Consider the following 15,363-nt stretch of genomic DNA (forward strand, 5'->3'; position numbering starts at 1 on the left):
TGTTCGGACATCTCGGGCAGGAGCAGATCTCTTACACCGGTGGCGACGTGGTCGTCGAAACCGCAGTCGGCAAGAAGCAGGACAGACGAGGGGACGTGCGGGTGGGCCGACTCTCGTCCGGGCCGTCAACGTGCCCATCTGGGCATCTCGCGGGTTCGGTTACTGGGCGAACCAGCCTTCTGCCCTCAGCTGGTCCCAGATCCGTTGAACGACAGCGCCGCCCCGCCGTGCCACCTTGTTCTGGTCTGCCACCAGAAGGGCAGAGTCGAACAACTGCCATCTTCCGTCAGTCATCACGTTGCGAACAAAGGTGCCGTTCGCGTAGAGAAGGTTGACCAAGGGCTGGGGCGGCAGGGCCCCGGATCCGACGAGGAAGCCGCTGACGTCGATGGAGACCAGGTCGGCCTTGGCGTCGGCCCGGATGCGACCGAGATCCGGTCGGTGCAAGCCGTCGGCCGCGACCCGGGTGGCGCCGAGGACGGCATCGAGGGGCTGCGGTGACCGGCTCGGAACGGAGCCCGCTGCGCCGATGGCGCCGTGTCGTGCCTGACCCTTGAGCACCGCGAGCTTGATGTTCTCGACGTAGTCGTTGGAGTGGGTGTCGATGCCGATGTTGACCCGCACTCCTGCCGCGAGCATCTCGGGGTAGGGCTGGAGCGAGCCGCTGGCCCCTCCCGCTGAGGGGCAGGTCGCGTAGGTGTAGTCGCGCTGGGCCAACAGTGGCGGATCGAGGGCCAGATCGGCACCGGACATGTGGGCACCGAAGACGGGCACGTCGAAGAGGCCGAGCGAGTCGGCCCACGCCACCGGTCGGCTGCCCCACCGCCGCTGAACGGTCGCAGCCTCGCCGGCGCCCTGCGCCAGGTGCAGGTGGATGCCGTTCCCCAACTGCTTCGCAGCAGCGAGTACCGCGGCCAGGGTTTCGGGCGTGTGCGTGTCGGTGGCGTGTGGCGCCATCATGGGCCGGATGCGGTCATCGAAGGAGTGGTTCCAGCGCATCCCGAACTGTCGGTTCGCCTCGATCTCGGCCAGGGTCTCGGGAATGGAGGCCTCGAACACGGGCTCGTTCACGACGGGCCAGAAAGAGAAGAGTCGAGGCACCCCCGGCACCATGCCGGCCGGATAGCCGCGAACACCCCACGGGCCGGCCACCCGAACGTACGACCGCGCCTGTCGCAGGCTGAGTGACTGCTCGACCTGGGTGGTGCAGCCCGAGCGGATCAGCTCTGCGAGGTTGTACGCCGTCAAGGCGTCCATGTCCTTGTCGTTGAGCTGTTCGGCCAGCTCGAGCGGGCGCACGTAGCTGCGCGTTCCTTCGAACGTGCCTCGGGTGCAGGATCCGCCCGCGACGTGGGTGTGGCCACTGATGAAGCCCGGCAGCACGAGCTGGTCCTTCAGCTGCACCCGTCGGGCGCCGCCGCGGATCCGCCCTTCGCGAACCTCGACGATCCGATCCCGCACCACGTGGATGGACACGTCACGTTTGAGAGCGGGCCCACCTGGCTCCTCGACGAGTGCCCACCCGGCTTCGATGATCACTTCTCGCCCGTGAGGGGCGTGGGTTGCTGACGCCGAGGCTGCAGCAGCGGCGGGCGCGGCCACTCCGGCCGTGAGGCCGGCGGCGCCGACACCAGCAATCAACGAACGACGGGACAGGGACTCAGCCATGAGGTCTCCGAGCTTCACGAGCGACGGACTGCAGGTTGTATGCACTCAAGCGGACCTGTCCGATGGTTGTCAAGAGCCTGAGACTGCATCCCGCATATTTGACTTTCCCTGGCCACGGCAATGGAGGAATGTGTATACAACTTTGGCCCACTCGACGTGTCTGGGCGTAAGGTCGGCGCCAGCTGCAGTGACGACGTCCGCAAGGTCCGCGCCCCCGGCCCGGACCTCTGGCGGGCTCGCGACCCCTTCCCGTGGGGCGGGGTCGTGGAGGACCCTGCGACCGGCGCGGCCGCCGCCGCCTTCGCCGGTTACCTGCGTTCTCGCGGGCGCGCCTCTACCGGAGACACGTTCGTGGTGGAGCAGTGGGTCGAGATGGGCCGACCCAGCCACATCGAGGTCGAGCTGCTCGAGCGGGCCGCTCTCGTCAGCGGGCACGCCGTGCGGATCTGCGTCGACTCCTCCAGAGACCTGTGCCGGCTCGTCGCGCTGGGTCAGTGGCGGGGCAGGGTCTCACCGGTGGGCAGCATCCGGCCGCTCAGGAGCGCCACCAGAGAGCCGCTGTCGTGACGAACCGGCCGGCCGGTACCCCAGCTCCAGTCGGTGTCGGCGGCCTCGAGCCGGATGCCGGTCAGGTCGATCCCGAATACGGCGCCGCCTGCGGCAGTGAGCTGCTCGAGCACGACCTTCACCGCGTCGGCCGGCGCGACTACAGGCCGACCCAGTGCGACCGTCACGTCCAGGGAGTGGATGACTGCATGGCTCAGCGCACCACTGGCGCCACCGCCGGGCGGTTGCCACGTGTGCAGGGTCGGGGAACGGAGGTGATCGAGCAGATCGGCCTCGGGCAGCCGGGCGTCACGCGCAGCGACGGTGTCGGAAAAGAGCGTGAAGTCGCCACCGGCCGCCGCCATCTCGGCCCCGAACTGCGCTGGGGTCAACCGCGTCGGCATCGTCACATGCGCGACCACGTGGCGCACCAGCCAGTTCTCGCACAGCGACAGGGCGTCCCATGGGCCGACGGCCGTGGTGGTGAGCAGGTCGGCGAGGCCGTTGTAGGTGGGCGCCACCCACGACTGAAGGTCAGTCACGTTCGGTCTACCTCTTCGAGGTGAGCAAGGTGTTGCTCGAGCCGGTCCAGGGAGGTGAGGAAGCCTGCGCGCGCCTCGGGCACGAGCATCGTCTCGGGCACGTTCCGCTGCCGGATGACCACGGCGGTGCCGTCGTCGCCGAGGTCGGTGAGGGTGCTGGTGGTGTGCATCCCGGTCGCCGGCTCGAGCCAGGCGAGCCGTTCGGGCGCGACCACCTCCGTGAAGGTGGCGACCATCCGGTAGCTGCCGTGCTCGCCGACCATCAAGGTCTCGAACCGGCCACCAGGGTGCAGCTCGACGACGATGCCCTCGATGGGGGTGTCCATACCGGCCGGGCCCCAGAACTGCGCCAGCTCGGCGGGCTCGGTCAGACACCGCCACACCCGCTCGCGCGGAGCGCGCAGAACCCGACGGTAGACCAGCTCGTTGTCGTTCACTGGTCCTCCCCCGTCTGTGTGTCGGACAGGTGCGTCTCCAACCGGTCCATGCGCTGCGACCACGTGCGCCGGCTCTGCTCGATCCAGGTGAGCGCGGCCTCCAGCGCCGCGGGTTCGAGGCGACAGGGCCGGGTCTGCCTCAGCCGCCCCTGGCTGATGAGGCCCGACCGTTCGAGCACCCGAATGTGCTGCGAAACGCCCTGCATGCTCATCGCATAAGGCTCCGCCAGCTCTTTGACCGTCGCCTCCCCCGCGCTCAGTCGGGCCACGATGTCTCGCCTGGTCGGGTCGCTCAGGGCCGTGAAGAGAGCATCCAGCCGACGGTCGTCGATAGTGTCTTGCATGCTGTTACTAAAGCACTCACTTGATCAAGCGTCAACTGGATAAGCGCCTGGGCCGGTTGGTCGGTTCTCTGCGAAAATGACGCCCCGTCGGCGGATGCCCTTGCCCGGTCCGCGACGAACGGTCAGCCGAGGCCCAGGCTGGTCGCGGCCTCGTGAAGCTGCTGCCGGGCATCGGGGTGGGCGATCCTGTCGATGATGAGCCGTGCCTGGGCGCGTTGGCTCCGGCCGAAGACGTGGGCACACCCGTGCTCAGTGACCAGCGCCGAGTGCTGAAACGAGGTCACCGGCCCCGTGAGCGCCGCGACGATGGTGGACGAGTCGCTCTTGGCGTGCCAGGACGGCAACGCGATCACCGCCTGCCCGTTCCTGGAGTGCAACGCCCCTACCGTGAAGTCGCTCTGCCCCCCGAACCCCGAGTAGATCTGCCCGGAGACGTGGTTGGCGTTGGCCTGCGCGAACAGGTCGACCTGGAGGGCGCTGTTGATCGAGGTCATCGACGGCTGACGGGCGATCATTCCCGGGTCGTTGGTGGTCTCGGTGCGCATCATGCGGATCCGGGGATTGTGATCCACCCACCCGTACAGCTCGGGTGAACCGAACAGAAACGTGGCCACGATCGGGCGGGCGCGGTCCATCGCCCCTTGCCGCTCGAGGGCGAGGATTCCGTCGCTGATCATCTCCGACCACACGGCCAAGCCCTTCCGCCCGGTGAGGGCGCCGAGGGTCGCATCGGGAATCGTCCCGATGCCCAGCTGCAGGGTGCACCCGTCGTCGACGAGCCTGGCGACCTGAGCACCGATGGCAGCGGCGACAGGGCTGGCGCTGCTCGGAAGCGGGGACGGCAGCGGCTCGTCGACCTCGATCGCCACGTCGATCAGGTCGGTGTCGATCTCGCTGTCTCCGAAGCAGTACGGCATGCGAGGGTTCAGCTGGGCGACGACCAGACCACCTCTGGCGCGGGTCTGTTCAATGGCGGCGACAAGGATGTTGACCTCGATACCGAGAGAGACCTTGCCCGAGCTGACGGTCGAGGTGTGCAGCAAGACCACGTCGGGTGGGCGGGAACGCGCGAAGAGCCGCGGAACGAGGGACAAGCGCATGGGGAGGTAGTCGAGTCGGCTTCCTCCCCCGCGCATGCCGCGGCCGACGAACGGGGTCTCATAGATCACACCCTCCCGGTCTGGAAGCGACAGCTGGGCGTTGAGCATGAACAAGCGGTAGCGCTCGGTGGCGGTGTCGAACAGCGAGACCAGGCGTTGCGGTGTCGCGAAGTTCCCGCTGACGACGACTCGCGGTTCCGGTTTCCCCAGCCGCTCGAACTCCAGGGCCAGCTGACGTTCGGAGACGATACGCATGCGCGCCTTCCCTGCCTTGCGAGGTGCGGCACCACAGCCGGCTCTGTCAGCCTCCACTCTCGGGCAGTCCCAGACAAGCCGTCAGAGGCGAAGGTCCCGCCAGGCACAGCGGGCGAGAAACATCCAGCGGGTGCTCACGTGCCAGCCGAAGTGCCTGTGGAACGTCACAGATGGCGATCCAGAGCTGGCGAGGGGACTCGAACCCCTAACCGCCTGTTTACAAGACAGGTGCGCTACCAATTGCGCCACGCCAGCAGGCTCAACAGGTGATCGGATGCCGTCCTGCTGGGTCGGCGCCAGCGTAACGGAGCCCAGCGGCATCCTGAAAATGCGACCGGGCCGGATCGAGGAGCTTGTTGCTCGCCGATCCGGCCCGGTCATGTCCCGCGATGCGGGTTACCTCAGACGTGCTCAGGGCAGCTGGATGACCTGGCCGACGAAGATGAGGTTGGGGTTGTTGATGACTGAGCGGTTGGCGGCGTAGATGGCCTGCCACCCACCCTTCACGTTGTAGCTCGCGGCGAGCTTCGAGAGGGTGTTGCCGCTGCGGATGGTGATCTTGGCACCGTGAGCGGTCGAGGAGTAGCTCTTCGACGCGGTCGACTTACGGGCCGTCTGGGGAGCGCTGTACGACTTCTTGGTGGTGACCTTCTTGGGGGCCGTGTAGGCCCTCTTGGTGGTGACCTTCTTCGGCGCAGTGTAGCTCTTCTTCGTGTTCGGCGCCGTGTAGCTCTTCTTCGTGCTGACCGCGCTCCGGTTGGTGGAGCGCGAGGTGGACGAAGACGCCGAGGAGGCGCCACCGTTCGACGACGTGAGGCCCGCCTTGCGCGAGCACACCGGCCAGGCGCCGGGGCCCTGACCCTTCAGGGTGCGCTGGGCGACGGCGATCTGAGCCGACTTGCTGGCGAGGTCGGCGCGCGAGGCGTACTGCCCACCGCCGTAGGCCAGCCACGTGCTCTTGGTGAACTGCAGTCCACCGTAGAAGCCGTTGCCGGTGTTGATCGACCAGTTGCCGCCGGACTCGCAGGCCGCGACGCCGTCCCAGACGCTCGCCGCGCTGGCGGGGGCTGCCATCGTGAGACCACCGGCGATGGTGGCGACGCCGGCGATGCCGACTCCGGCGATGCGCTGCTTGACCGAGGTCTTCTTCGCGGACGCGTGCTTGGAGAGGTAGTTCATAGGGGTTGTTTCCTTCCTGACGCGCGCCTGCGAGGTTAGCTGTCGGGTTAGGGCGGTCAGGTGCCCTGTCGCTCTCGCGACTTCACCCCCGTCCGGCAGCGGGAACGAAGATCGCTCCTTGGCCGGCTCAACTGGGTCCCCCGTCCTCGCCCGATCCCGCCGCCCGACTGTGGCCGGTTCGGCGAGAAGACGTCCCTGGCTGGCGAGGTTCGGCGCGTCAGGGACCGGTTTTTGATGGGTGTCCATGTGAAGTTGTGGCCGCGGCGAAACGCTCGCGCACGCGGTTCGGCGACCTCTACAACCGCTCGGATCGTGACCCGAGCGGCCTCTGTCGGGGCCGCCAAGAGTTCACGGTACGGGAAGAACAGGGAATGACACAAGCCCGACCGAGACCGGTTCGTGACCTGTCTGAGACCTGTGCTTTACCAATGTGGCAGCGCCCGGAGCGGACCTTCAGTGCGTCAGGGGCCGAGCGGGTTACCCGTGAAAGGCGCCCACAGCAGCGGTGCCCCGTGACTCAACGAGACCGCGGCGACAGCGACCGCGAAGACGACCGCAACCGCGGTGGTCACCTTCGTGGCCAGCCCTTCCGGAACGAGTCGCCTTGCCATGGAACGAGACCCACGTCGCAGGGACGCCCCACCCGGACCCCACCAGAGCATCGTCAACCCGATCGCTCCACCGATCACCAAGGTGATGGGGTCACCGGGATCGAGCTGTGCGCCCCGGGCGCCGGCCAGCAGCAGCGCCGATGCGAAGATGCCCGCGAGCGTCACCGCGAGGGGCAGGAGCAGGCTCACCACGGTCGCGACCACGCCCAGGAGCAGGTGCCACGGGCTGAGACCGATGGCCCACGGAAGATCGCTACGACGCCGGCCATGGTCGTAGCGGCGCAGCACCAGCCCCGTGACCGAGCGGTCGGTGGCGCGAGCGATCGCCGACCACACCCCCAGCACGATGGCCGCGATTGCGGGCCAGGCCGAGAAGGCGGCGAGCCACCCGGCCGCCACCGCAGCCAGGAGGCCGGTTCGCATGGCCATCCCGATACGAGGGTCGCCCTCGCGCTCGACCAGGTCGGCATCGTCCTCGCCGCCGCCGGCCTCCCACGCGTCGTCGCCGAACCACCGCGGTTCGCCAACGACCGAAGGGGGCGGCGCTGCCGTCGGCCCAGGCGGTGCCCAGCGCTCGGGCTTGGCCTCGGCGGCGCCCGCAGGGGTGCGGGGCAGCACGTTGGTGTCACGCTCGAGCAGCACCTGGGTCGAGCCGACCGGGGGCGGCACCGGTTCTTCGTCGCCTCCCCCGTCCCATGGGCCACCGCTGGGCGTGGGCACGGTCGCGGCCTCCCCCGCCGCGAACCGCTCCAGGGCGTCGATGACCTCATCGGCGTGGGGGCGCTGTGACGGGCGGGGTGAGAGCGATGCCCGCAGCAGCGGAGCCAGCCGCGGGTCGACCCCCTCAAGGTCCACCTCGCCGGCGCGAACCCGGCTGAGCACGGCATCCATCCGTCCCCGACCGAACGGCGGCCGCCCTGACGCGGCGTAGGTGATCGTTGCCGCCCAACCCCACCAGTCGGTGGCGTCGGTGATCGCCGCGCCCTCCACGAGCTCAGGAGAGAGGTAGCCCGGGGTGCCCATGACCAGCCCACCGACCGTGTGCCGCACGTCGTCCTGCAGGTGGGCGATCCCGAAGTCGATGAGCACGGGCTCGCCGTCTTCGAGCAGCACGTTGCCGGGTTTGACGTCTCGGTGCACCACCCCACAGGCGTGGATGGCGCGGATCGCCTCCGCCGTGCCGCGCGCCAGCCGCAGCAGCGCTTCGGGCCCGAAGGCGCCGTGCTCGTCGACGGCCTCGTCAAGGGCCTGGCCGTGCACGTAGCGGGTGACGATGTAGGGCCGCGGCCCCATGACGTCGGCGTCGATGACGCTGGCCACCCGGTCGTCGCAGATGCGAGACAGCGTCTCGACCTCCCGGCCGAGGCGGGTCCGGGCGTCGGAGTCGTGGGCCACGTGGGCGCGCAGCACCTTGATGGCCACGGCCCGCCCGCGAGTGTCGAGCGCCAGGTGCACCACACCCATGCCGCCCTCCCCGATCTCCTCGAGGAGGCGGTAGGGGCCGAGCCGCTCAGGGGGAGCGCCGCCCGACTCCGGCCGGCCTTCCGGGTCGTTCCGAGGCGCCCCTGACGATGGGTTGGGCACCCATTCGGTCCGGTCGTGCGCTGCCATGCCCCTACGGTAAGCGACCCGAGCCCCGGCTCAGCTCAACCGGCCTGCCGTCTGCGCTGCCTTGACGTCGGCACGACGTCCGAAGGCGACGCACACAGGCTTGGACGACGCATCGGGGGCGACGGGCTCAGGCCCAACCCAGTCGCGCCGCCGTCGCGACGGCTGCCTCGATCCGTCTCTCGATCAGGGGCACCCGTTCGATCTCGGCCCACACGAACCGCTCGACCAGCCAACCCCGGCGACGCAGGGCGTCCTCCCGGCGCTTCTCGGCGAAGAGGACGTCCGCGCCCCGCTCCCCGCCGTACTTGACCTTGCCGTCGAACTCCACGAGCACTCTCGTGCCATCGATCCTGAAATCGGCGTACCGCGTGCCGAGGTCGGTGACCACCATGAACTGTGGGGTCACGGCCCAGCCCAGAGCCCGCAGGCGGTGGCCGAGCACGCTCTCTCCCGGCGACTCGATGCGGGTGTCCGCTCCGGCCAGCACCGCTCGGACCGGACCGATGCCGTGCCGCCCGGAAAGCAGGTTGACGGCATCCTCGATCTCTGGGGAGGTGACGCTCCGTCGATGGAGTGCGGCATCGGCGGCCACGAGAGCTGTGAGCGGGTCTGCCTCCAGGCCCGACTGCACGATGCCCACCGCGATCGGAACGCGATCGGCTGCCCCGTCCATCGGCAGAGACGGGTGCACCTTGACCCCCGGTCGGTTGCGTGACGATCCCGGGCCGGTACGGGTCAGATGCACGGTGGCCAGGTCGGCGCGGTAGAGCGGCAGCCCGTGGAACACGAGGCTGGAGTGGTGGCTCACGCGGGCGCGGCCACCGAGCCTCAGGTAGGCCGCCGTCGCCGCCAGCCGGTGCCGGTCGCGCTCGTCACCGGGTGGACCCACCGCGTACCAGCCGCGAACGAGCGGATGGGCCCGGCCGGAACGCACCAGTCGACCGACGGCGTCGGAGTCGAGGCCGGCAGCGGCGGCCCACGCCGACGAGAAGACCCCATGTCGGGCGAACGCGACGGGTGTGAGGTCGGCAGCGGGCACGAAGTCCATGCTCTGGCCCGCCCAAGGGCGCGGATGCCGTTGTCCACAGGCGCCGAGAAGGTGCAGACACGTCGTCGTGGCCTTGCCGCGCCGTCTGCAGGCGGCGCAGCCACGTCAAGCCGACGCGACTTCGCCGGGAGACTGCGTGGGGTCAGCTGGAGATGTAGTCGCGCAGCTGGTCGCGCTCGGACTGCAGCTCGTTCAGCCGGAACTTGACGATGTCACCGATGCTCACGATCGCCGCGAGCTTGCCGTCGGCGTCGACGATCGGCACGTGACGCACCCGAAGCTCGGTCATGGTGGCGGCCAGGTCGGCGATCTCGTCGGCGGCCGAGCCCGTGGTCACCTCGCTCGTCATGATGCTCGAGACCGGCGCCGAGAGGATGTCGGTGCCCTTGAGGTGCAGGTGTCGCACGATGTCACGCTCGCTGACGATCCCGTCGACCGACGACCCGTCGACGCTGACCACCACAGCTCCGATGCGATGCTCGTCGAGCAGGGCCAGCAGACCGGTCACCGTCTCATCGGGCTTGACGGTCACGACCCCGCCACCCTTGGAACGCACGACGTCAGAAATCTTCACGGCGACCTCCTGGACTGCTTGGCGTGTGAGCTGGCTCCAACCTAGAGCGAGACCCGCCGTGGCGCCAGAGCGCGGTCGTTACAGTGAGACGAACGGTCCACGGATTTGCCGGATCCACCGATCCACCGATCCACCGCCTCGCCTCGCCTCGCCTCGCCTCGCACCAGGAGCTGATCACGTGCCCCCCGCACGGCAGACCTACGACCTCGTCATCGCGGCGAACCGCCTGCCCGTCGACCAGGTCACCGCCCCCGACGGTCAGGTCGAGTGGCGGCGCAGTCCGGGCGGTCTGGTCACCGCCATGGAGTCGGTGATGCAGGGCAGAGCCGGAGCCTGGGTCGGTTGGGCCGGCGAACCCGGCGAGCCCCCCGAGCCCTTCGACGAGGGCGGGATCCACCTGCACCCCCTCGGGCTGTCGGCGGCCGACGTGCGTGACTACTACGAGGGTTTCTCCAACGACACGCTCTGGCCGATCTACCACGACGTCATCGTGCCGGCGACCTTCCATCGCGAGTGGTGGACGAGCTACCAGTCGGTGAACGCACGGTTCGCCGAGGCCATCGCCGAGGTGGCGGCCGAGAAGGCGACGGTCTGGGTGCACGACTACCAGTTGCAGCTCGTGCCGGCCCTGCTGCGCCGGTTGCGACCCGACGTACGCATCGGCTGGTTCAACCACATCCCCTTCCCTCCGGTCGAGCTCTTCGCCCAGCTGCCCTGGCGGGGCCAGCTGCTCGAGGGTCTTCTCGGAGCCGACTTCCTCGGCTTCCAGCGTCAGGCCGACGCGCGCAACTTCGTCAGGGCCTGCCGCCAGCTGCTCCAGGCCCAGACCCGCGGTGACCTCGTGCAGGTCGACGGCACCGACCGTCAGGTGCGCGCCTCCGCCATCCCGATCTCGGTCGACTTCAAGGGGCTCGAGGCTTTGTCGAAGCAGCCGGAGGTGATCGAGCGGGCCCGTGCGATCCGGGCCAGCCTCGGCGATCCGCGGGTGCTCATGCTGGGTGTCGACCGGCTCGACTACACCAAGGGCATCCGGCACCGGCTCAAGGCCTACGAGGAGCTGCTCGTCGAACGCCGGATCGGCCCGCCCGAGGTCACGCTCGTGCAGGTGGCCACGCCGAGCCGTGAGCGCGTCGCTGCCTATCGCAACCTGCGCAGCGAGATCGAGCAGACCGTGGGGCGCATCAACGGAGAGCTGAGCCAGATCGGCTCGCCGGCCGTGCACTACCTGCACCACTCCTACCCGCGCGAAGAGATGGCCGCCCTCTTCCTGGCCGCCGACGTCATGCTCGTGACGCCCCTGCGCGACGGCATGAACCTGGTGGCCAAGGAGTACGTGACCTGCCGCCATGACCTCGGTGGGGCGCTGGTGCTCAGCGAGTTCACCGGCGCCTGGCACGAGCTGCACCAGGCGTTCGCGTGCAACCCGCACGACATCGAAGGCCTCAAGCAGGCCATCCTGCGGGCCATCAACACCCCGACCAAAGACAAGCAACGCATCATGCGGGCGCTGCGCCGCCGGGTCTCTGAACACGACGTGCAGCGCTGGGCGGCCCGCTACCTGGCGGCGCTCGCCGCGGCGCCCGAACAGGCTCTGCCCGAACAGGCCTTGCCCCAGGAGGCTCGCCAGTGACCCGCCCGCCCCGCCCGACCACCCGGCTCGACCTCGAGCAGGCCCTCGAGCACGCCTCCCGCGCGACGACGCTGCTCGTCGCCACCGACTTCGACGGCGTGCTCGCCCCCTTCCACACCGACCCGATGCAGGTCCGGGCCAGCCCGGGAACCATGGAGTCGCTGCGCTCCCTCGTGCACCTGCCCGGCATCCACGTGGCGGTCATCTCCGGGCGTGATCTCGCCACCCTGCGACAGCTGAGCGAGGTGGCGGTCGACGAGCCGATCGTGCTCATCGGCAGCCATGGTGCCGAGTCGTCCAGTGAGCAGGTGCGTTCCGCGATGGAAGGGGCCGCCGTCACCCCTGACGACGAGGCGCGGCTGCATCAGCTACGCCGCGACATCACTGCTCTCATCGAGACCCACCACCCGGCGGCGGCCATCGAGAACAAGGCCGCGGCGGTCGTGGTGCACGTGCGCGGTCTCGAGCGCGAGCTGGGTGACGCTGCCGTCGCCGACGCTCGTCGACTGGCGCTCGAGCACCCGGGCGTCAAGGTGCTCAAGGGCAAGTCGGTGCTCGAGCTCTCGGTGTCGCACGCCGACAAGGGGTCGGCCGTGACCGCCTACGGTCGCGCCGTCGGCGCCACGGCCCGCATCTACTTCGGCGACGACGTGACCGACGAAGACGCCTTCATGCGGATGACCCGACCCGAGGACATCACGGTGAAGGTCGGCACCGGCTCGACCGCCGCCCGGTACCGCCTCGACGACGAGGCCGCCGTGGCCCGGTGCCTGCAGCGCCTCGAGCATCTCTGCACCACCCTCCGCGTCACGAGCTGAGCCACGACGCTGGATGCCGCTGGGCCGGCCACGCCCGGCGGCATCCGACAGCGGCATCCGGCACTGTCAGTGGCGACGCGCGCCCGTGGAGCCGCGCACGACCAGCTCGGGGCGAAACACGTACTCCGCTCGGGGCGAGGGCTGCCCGGCGATCTCGTCGAGCAGCGCCCGCACGGCGGCCAGACTCATCGCCTCGACGCTCTGTCGAACGGTCGTGAGCGGCGGGTCGGTGAACGCGATCAGGGTCGAGTCGTCGTAGCCGACCACCGAGAAGTCACGCGGCACGTTGAGGCCGCGCTTGCGGGCCTCCCGGATGGCGCCGAGAGCCATCAGGTCGGAACCGCACACCACAGCGGTCGCCCCCCGGTCGAGCAGGCGACCGGCCGCCGACGCACCGCCCTCGACCGAGAACATCGACCGCTCGATGAGGTCGTCGACGTCGACCCGGCCGGTCAGCTGCTGCATCGAGTGCCGGAAGCCGGTGATCTTGCGGATGACCGGCACGTAGCGGTCTGGCCCGACCGCCAGCCCGATCTCGCGGTGGCCAAGACTCACCAGGTGCTCGAGGGCGAGCCCCATCGAGGCGACGTCGTCGTTGGAGATGAAGGGTGCGTCGACGCCCTCGATGTAGCCGTTCACGAGCACCAGCGGGAGCCCCCGCTCGCGAAGGTCGACGTAGCGCTTGGCGTCGGTGTTGGTGTTGGCGTGCATTCCCGAGATGAAGATGATGCCCGACACGCCTCGGTCGAGCAGCATCTGCACGTACTCGTCCTCGTGCACCCCCCCGGCCACCTGGGTGCAGAGCACCGGCGTGTAGCCGTTCTGGGCCAGGGAGCCCTCGATCATCTGCGCGAAGGCCGGGAAGATCGGGTTGGTGAGCTCAGGTGTGATGAGGCCCACGAGGCCGGCACTCTTGGGCCGCAACCGGCTCGGGCGGTCGTAGCCGAGCACGTCGAGGGCCGTGAGCACCGACAGACGCGTCGCCTCGGCCACCCCTGGCTTGCTGTTGAGCACCCGCGACACGGTGGCCTCGGAGACGCCGGCGTGGGCCCCGATGTCGCGCAGACGCGCCTTCGCCACCTTCATGAGATCACCGCTTGGGATGGCTGGCGCCATCGTCGCGCGGAATCCATGTCCATGCTCTTACCCCCGGGCCTGTCGCCGTCAGTCTGACAACACCATCGGCCACCTCGAGCGGGAGTCCGTATGCCGGTCGGCCGCCCTCGATGCCCGCGAGATGACGAACGTCGATCGACAACGGCTCGTGCGCTGCCCGCGACACGTGCACGAGCGCGTTCTCGGTGACCGTCTCACGCAGGAACACGATCGAGTCGCCGTCGGCGTGCACCCAGCGCAGTCCGCCCGTGCGCAAGGCCGAGGACGACCGGCGCGCCGCGATCAATCCGCGGTAGACCTCGAGAATTCTGCTGTCCCAGTCGGATTCGTTCCAAGGCATGGGCCGGCGGCCGTCTTCGCCGAACCGTCCCTCCATCCCGATCTCGTCACCGTAGGTCAGCATCGGCATCGACGGCAGCGTGAACAACAACCCGGCGGCAACGTCGACGCCCCGGCCGTCGCCGCCGACGAGGGTGCGCACGCGGGTCACATCGTGCGAGCCGACGAGGTTGAAGGAGTGCACCAACGACTGCCACGCGATGCGCGAGGTGAAGTCGCGCATCGTCTCGACAACGTCTGCGGCATCGAGCAGCGGCAACGGCACCGGGGCGCCGAGAAAGCTGGGGTCGCTCTCGGCATCGCGCAGCCAGGTCCAGACCGGCTTGCAGAAGCCGGCGTAGTTCATCACCCCGTGCCAGCCGTCGCCCGGTAGGTCGACCGTGTAGTCGTGCACGTGCTCGCCGACGAGCAGCGCCTCGGGCGCCCATCTCGCCATCGAGTCGCGCATCTGGCGGGCGACCTCATGGTTGAGGTCGGTACCGCGCCAGCGGCCGGTCATGTTGGCCACATCGACGCGCCAGCCGTCGAGCCCACCCGAGTCAGACGAGTCGGCCACCCAGTGGCGCACCACGCCGGTCGGGTGCTCGAAGAGCTTCGTGCGCAGCTGCTCGCTGCGGTGGTTGAGCTTCGGCAGCGAGCTCACCCCCAGCCAGCCGACGTAGTCGCCGTCCTCCCAGATGTAGTAGTCCCGCTCGGGGGCGCTCTCACCTCCCGGGCCGCTGGCGCTCAGGAACCACTCGTGCGCATCTCCGGTGTGGTTCGTCGTGAAGTCACCCAGCACCTTCATGCCCCGCTGGTGGGCGGCACGGGTCAGCCGTCGCAGCGCGTCAGCACCACCGAGCACGGGGTCGACCGCCTCGAAGGATGCCGCGTCGTAGCGGTGGTTCGACCGGGCCGGAAAGAAGGGGGTGAGGTAGACCACGTCGACGCCGAGCCGCTCGAGGTGGTCGAGATGCTCGGTGACGCCGTCGAGGTCGCCTCCGTAGAGCTGCTTCGCGATGCGGCCCGGCCGGGTGTCGACCTCGTCGGCCCAGTCGGCCGGCAGCGCCCAGTCGGGTGGCTCGCGCTGGTCGGCCCCTGCCGAACGCGCGAACCGGTCGGGGAAGACCTGGTAGACGACGGCGCCCTCGGCCCACGCGGGCGGGGGCGCGTCGTGGGCGAGCAGGCGAAAGTCGCTCGCATCAGGCACGTCTCGACCGTGCACCCCGGTGCCGTTCAGCCAGGCGTACTGCCGAGGGCCCCCCGAGAGCAGGAAGCGGTAGGTGGTGACCGGGTTGTGACAGGTGAGCGAGGCCCCCCACCAGGCGTCGACGTCGGTGGTGAGCACGAGCTTCGCGGCGACGAACTCCTGCTCACCGTCGGGGCTGGTACGCACGTGAACGGCATCCACGTCATTCTCGAGCGGCACGCGCAGGAGCAGCTCGACAACGTCACCGAGCCGGGGTCGCTGGTTGGAGACGTAGCGCTCCGACCCGTCATGGTGCGGTTGCGTGAGCCACGTGTCACGCGGGGTCGGCGCGGCGGTCACCGGCGCTCACCGGTGCC

14 protein-coding genes, 1 tRNA gene and 1 riboswitch are annotated in these 15,363 nt (G+C 69.3%); of the genes, 3 read left to right on the plus strand and 12 right to left on the minus strand.

All coding sequences use genetic code 11. The features are described 5' to 3' along the window. Positions 1–159 precede the first annotated feature (159 nt). Positions 160–1,668: an amidohydrolase family protein gene (locus BA895_RS14145; protein WP_083283386.1), complete on the minus strand. Its 1,509-nt coding sequence runs from the start codon at positions 1,666–1,668 to the stop codon at positions 160–162. A 156-nt stretch (positions 1,669–1,824) separates the two neighbouring features. On the opposite strand from BA895_RS14145, the gene BA895_RS24205 reads away from it, so the two are divergent. Further along, positions 1,825–2,235 (plus strand): PhzF family phenazine biosynthesis protein, encoded by a 411-nt coding sequence (locus BA895_RS24205; protein ID WP_070192541.1) that lies wholly within the window; start codon positions 1,825–1,827, stop codon positions 2,233–2,235. On the opposite strand, the gene BA895_RS14155 is transcribed toward BA895_RS24205, so the two are convergent. From BA895_RS14155 to BA895_RS14195, 9 genes are all read right to left on the minus strand, one after another. After that, on the minus strand, positions 2,160–2,756 hold the full coding sequence (locus BA895_RS14155; protein WP_070192542.1) for a maleylpyruvate isomerase family mycothiol-dependent enzyme: 597 nt from the start codon (positions 2,754–2,756) through the stop codon (positions 2,160–2,162). The genes BA895_RS24205 and BA895_RS14155 overlap by 76 nt on opposite strands. After that, on the minus strand, positions 2,753–3,193 hold the full coding sequence (locus BA895_RS14160; protein ID WP_070192543.1) for an SRPBCC domain-containing protein: 441 nt from the start codon (positions 3,191–3,193) through the stop codon (positions 2,753–2,755). Before BA895_RS14160 ends, BA895_RS14155 begins: the two co-directional genes overlap by 4 nt. After that, positions 3,190–3,537, minus strand: coding sequence for a helix-turn-helix transcriptional regulator (locus BA895_RS14165; protein ID WP_070192544.1), 348 nt, complete (start codon positions 3,535–3,537; stop codon positions 3,190–3,192). The genes BA895_RS14160 and BA895_RS14165 overlap by 4 nt, the downstream gene beginning before the upstream one ends. Positions 3,538–3,659: 122 nt before the next feature. Further along, positions 3,660–4,892: an acetyl-CoA hydrolase/transferase family protein gene (locus BA895_RS14170; RefSeq protein ID WP_070192545.1), complete on the minus strand. Its 1,233-nt coding sequence runs from the start codon at positions 4,890–4,892 to the stop codon at positions 3,660–3,662. A gap of 182 nt (positions 4,893–5,074) precedes the next feature. Then, positions 5,075–5,147: transfer RNA gene (locus tag BA895_RS14175), tRNA-Thr, on the minus strand. 156 nt (positions 5,148–5,303) lie between these two features. After that, positions 5,304–6,071 carry a transglycosylase family protein gene (locus BA895_RS24810; RefSeq protein WP_070192546.1) on the minus strand — a complete coding sequence of 256 codons (768 nt, stop codon included), beginning with the start codon at positions 6,069–6,071 and terminating at the stop codon, positions 5,304–5,306. 7 nt (positions 6,072–6,078) lie between these two features. After that, positions 6,079–6,265: riboswitch (cyclic di-AMP (ydaO/yuaA leader) on the minus strand. Positions 6,266–6,532: 267 nt separating this feature from the next. Next, on the minus strand, positions 6,533–8,293 hold the full coding sequence (locus BA895_RS14185) for a serine/threonine-protein kinase (RefSeq protein ID WP_070192547.1): 1,761 nt from the start codon (positions 8,291–8,293) through the stop codon (positions 6,533–6,535). 127 nt (positions 8,294–8,420) lie between these two features. Further along, positions 8,421–9,332 (minus strand): hypothetical protein, encoded by a 912-nt coding sequence (locus BA895_RS14190; protein ID WP_139142666.1) that lies wholly within the window; start codon positions 9,330–9,332, stop codon positions 8,421–8,423. Positions 9,333–9,483: 151 nt separating this feature from the next. Further along, on the minus strand, positions 9,484–9,915 hold the full coding sequence (locus BA895_RS14195) for a CBS domain-containing protein (RefSeq protein ID WP_070192549.1): 432 nt from the start codon (positions 9,913–9,915) through the stop codon (positions 9,484–9,486). A gap of 178 nt (positions 9,916–10,093) precedes the next feature. On the opposite strand from BA895_RS14195, the gene BA895_RS14200 reads away from it, so the two are divergent. Next, complete coding sequence (locus tag BA895_RS14200) at positions 10,094–11,545, plus strand: trehalose-6-phosphate synthase (protein ID WP_070192550.1); 1,452 nt, start codon at positions 10,094–10,096, stop codon at positions 11,543–11,545. Further along, complete coding sequence (gene otsB / locus BA895_RS14205; protein WP_070192551.1) at positions 11,542–12,363, plus strand: trehalose-phosphatase; 822 nt, start codon at positions 11,542–11,544, stop codon at positions 12,361–12,363. The genes BA895_RS14200 and otsB overlap by 4 nt, the downstream gene beginning before the upstream one ends. A 66-nt stretch (positions 12,364–12,429) precedes the next feature. Here the strand turns inward: otsB and BA895_RS14210 are convergent, their stop codons facing one another. Both BA895_RS14210 and BA895_RS14215 read right to left on the minus strand, forming a co-directional pair. Further along, positions 12,430–13,449, minus strand: a complete 1,020-nt coding sequence (locus tag BA895_RS14210) for a LacI family DNA-binding transcriptional regulator (protein ID WP_070192552.1) — start codon at positions 13,447–13,449, stop codon at positions 12,430–12,432. 4 nt (positions 13,450–13,453) lie between these two features. Beyond that, on the minus strand, positions 13,454–15,346 hold the full coding sequence (locus BA895_RS14215; RefSeq protein WP_070192553.1) for a glycoside hydrolase family 13 protein: 1,893 nt from the start codon (positions 15,344–15,346) through the stop codon (positions 13,454–13,456). Positions 15,347–15,363: the final 17 nt, after the last annotated feature.

Source organism: Humibacillus sp. DSM 29435, assembly GCF_001758225.1.
Taxonomy (GTDB): Bacteria; Actinomycetota; Actinomycetes; order Actinomycetales; family Dermatophilaceae; genus DSM-29435.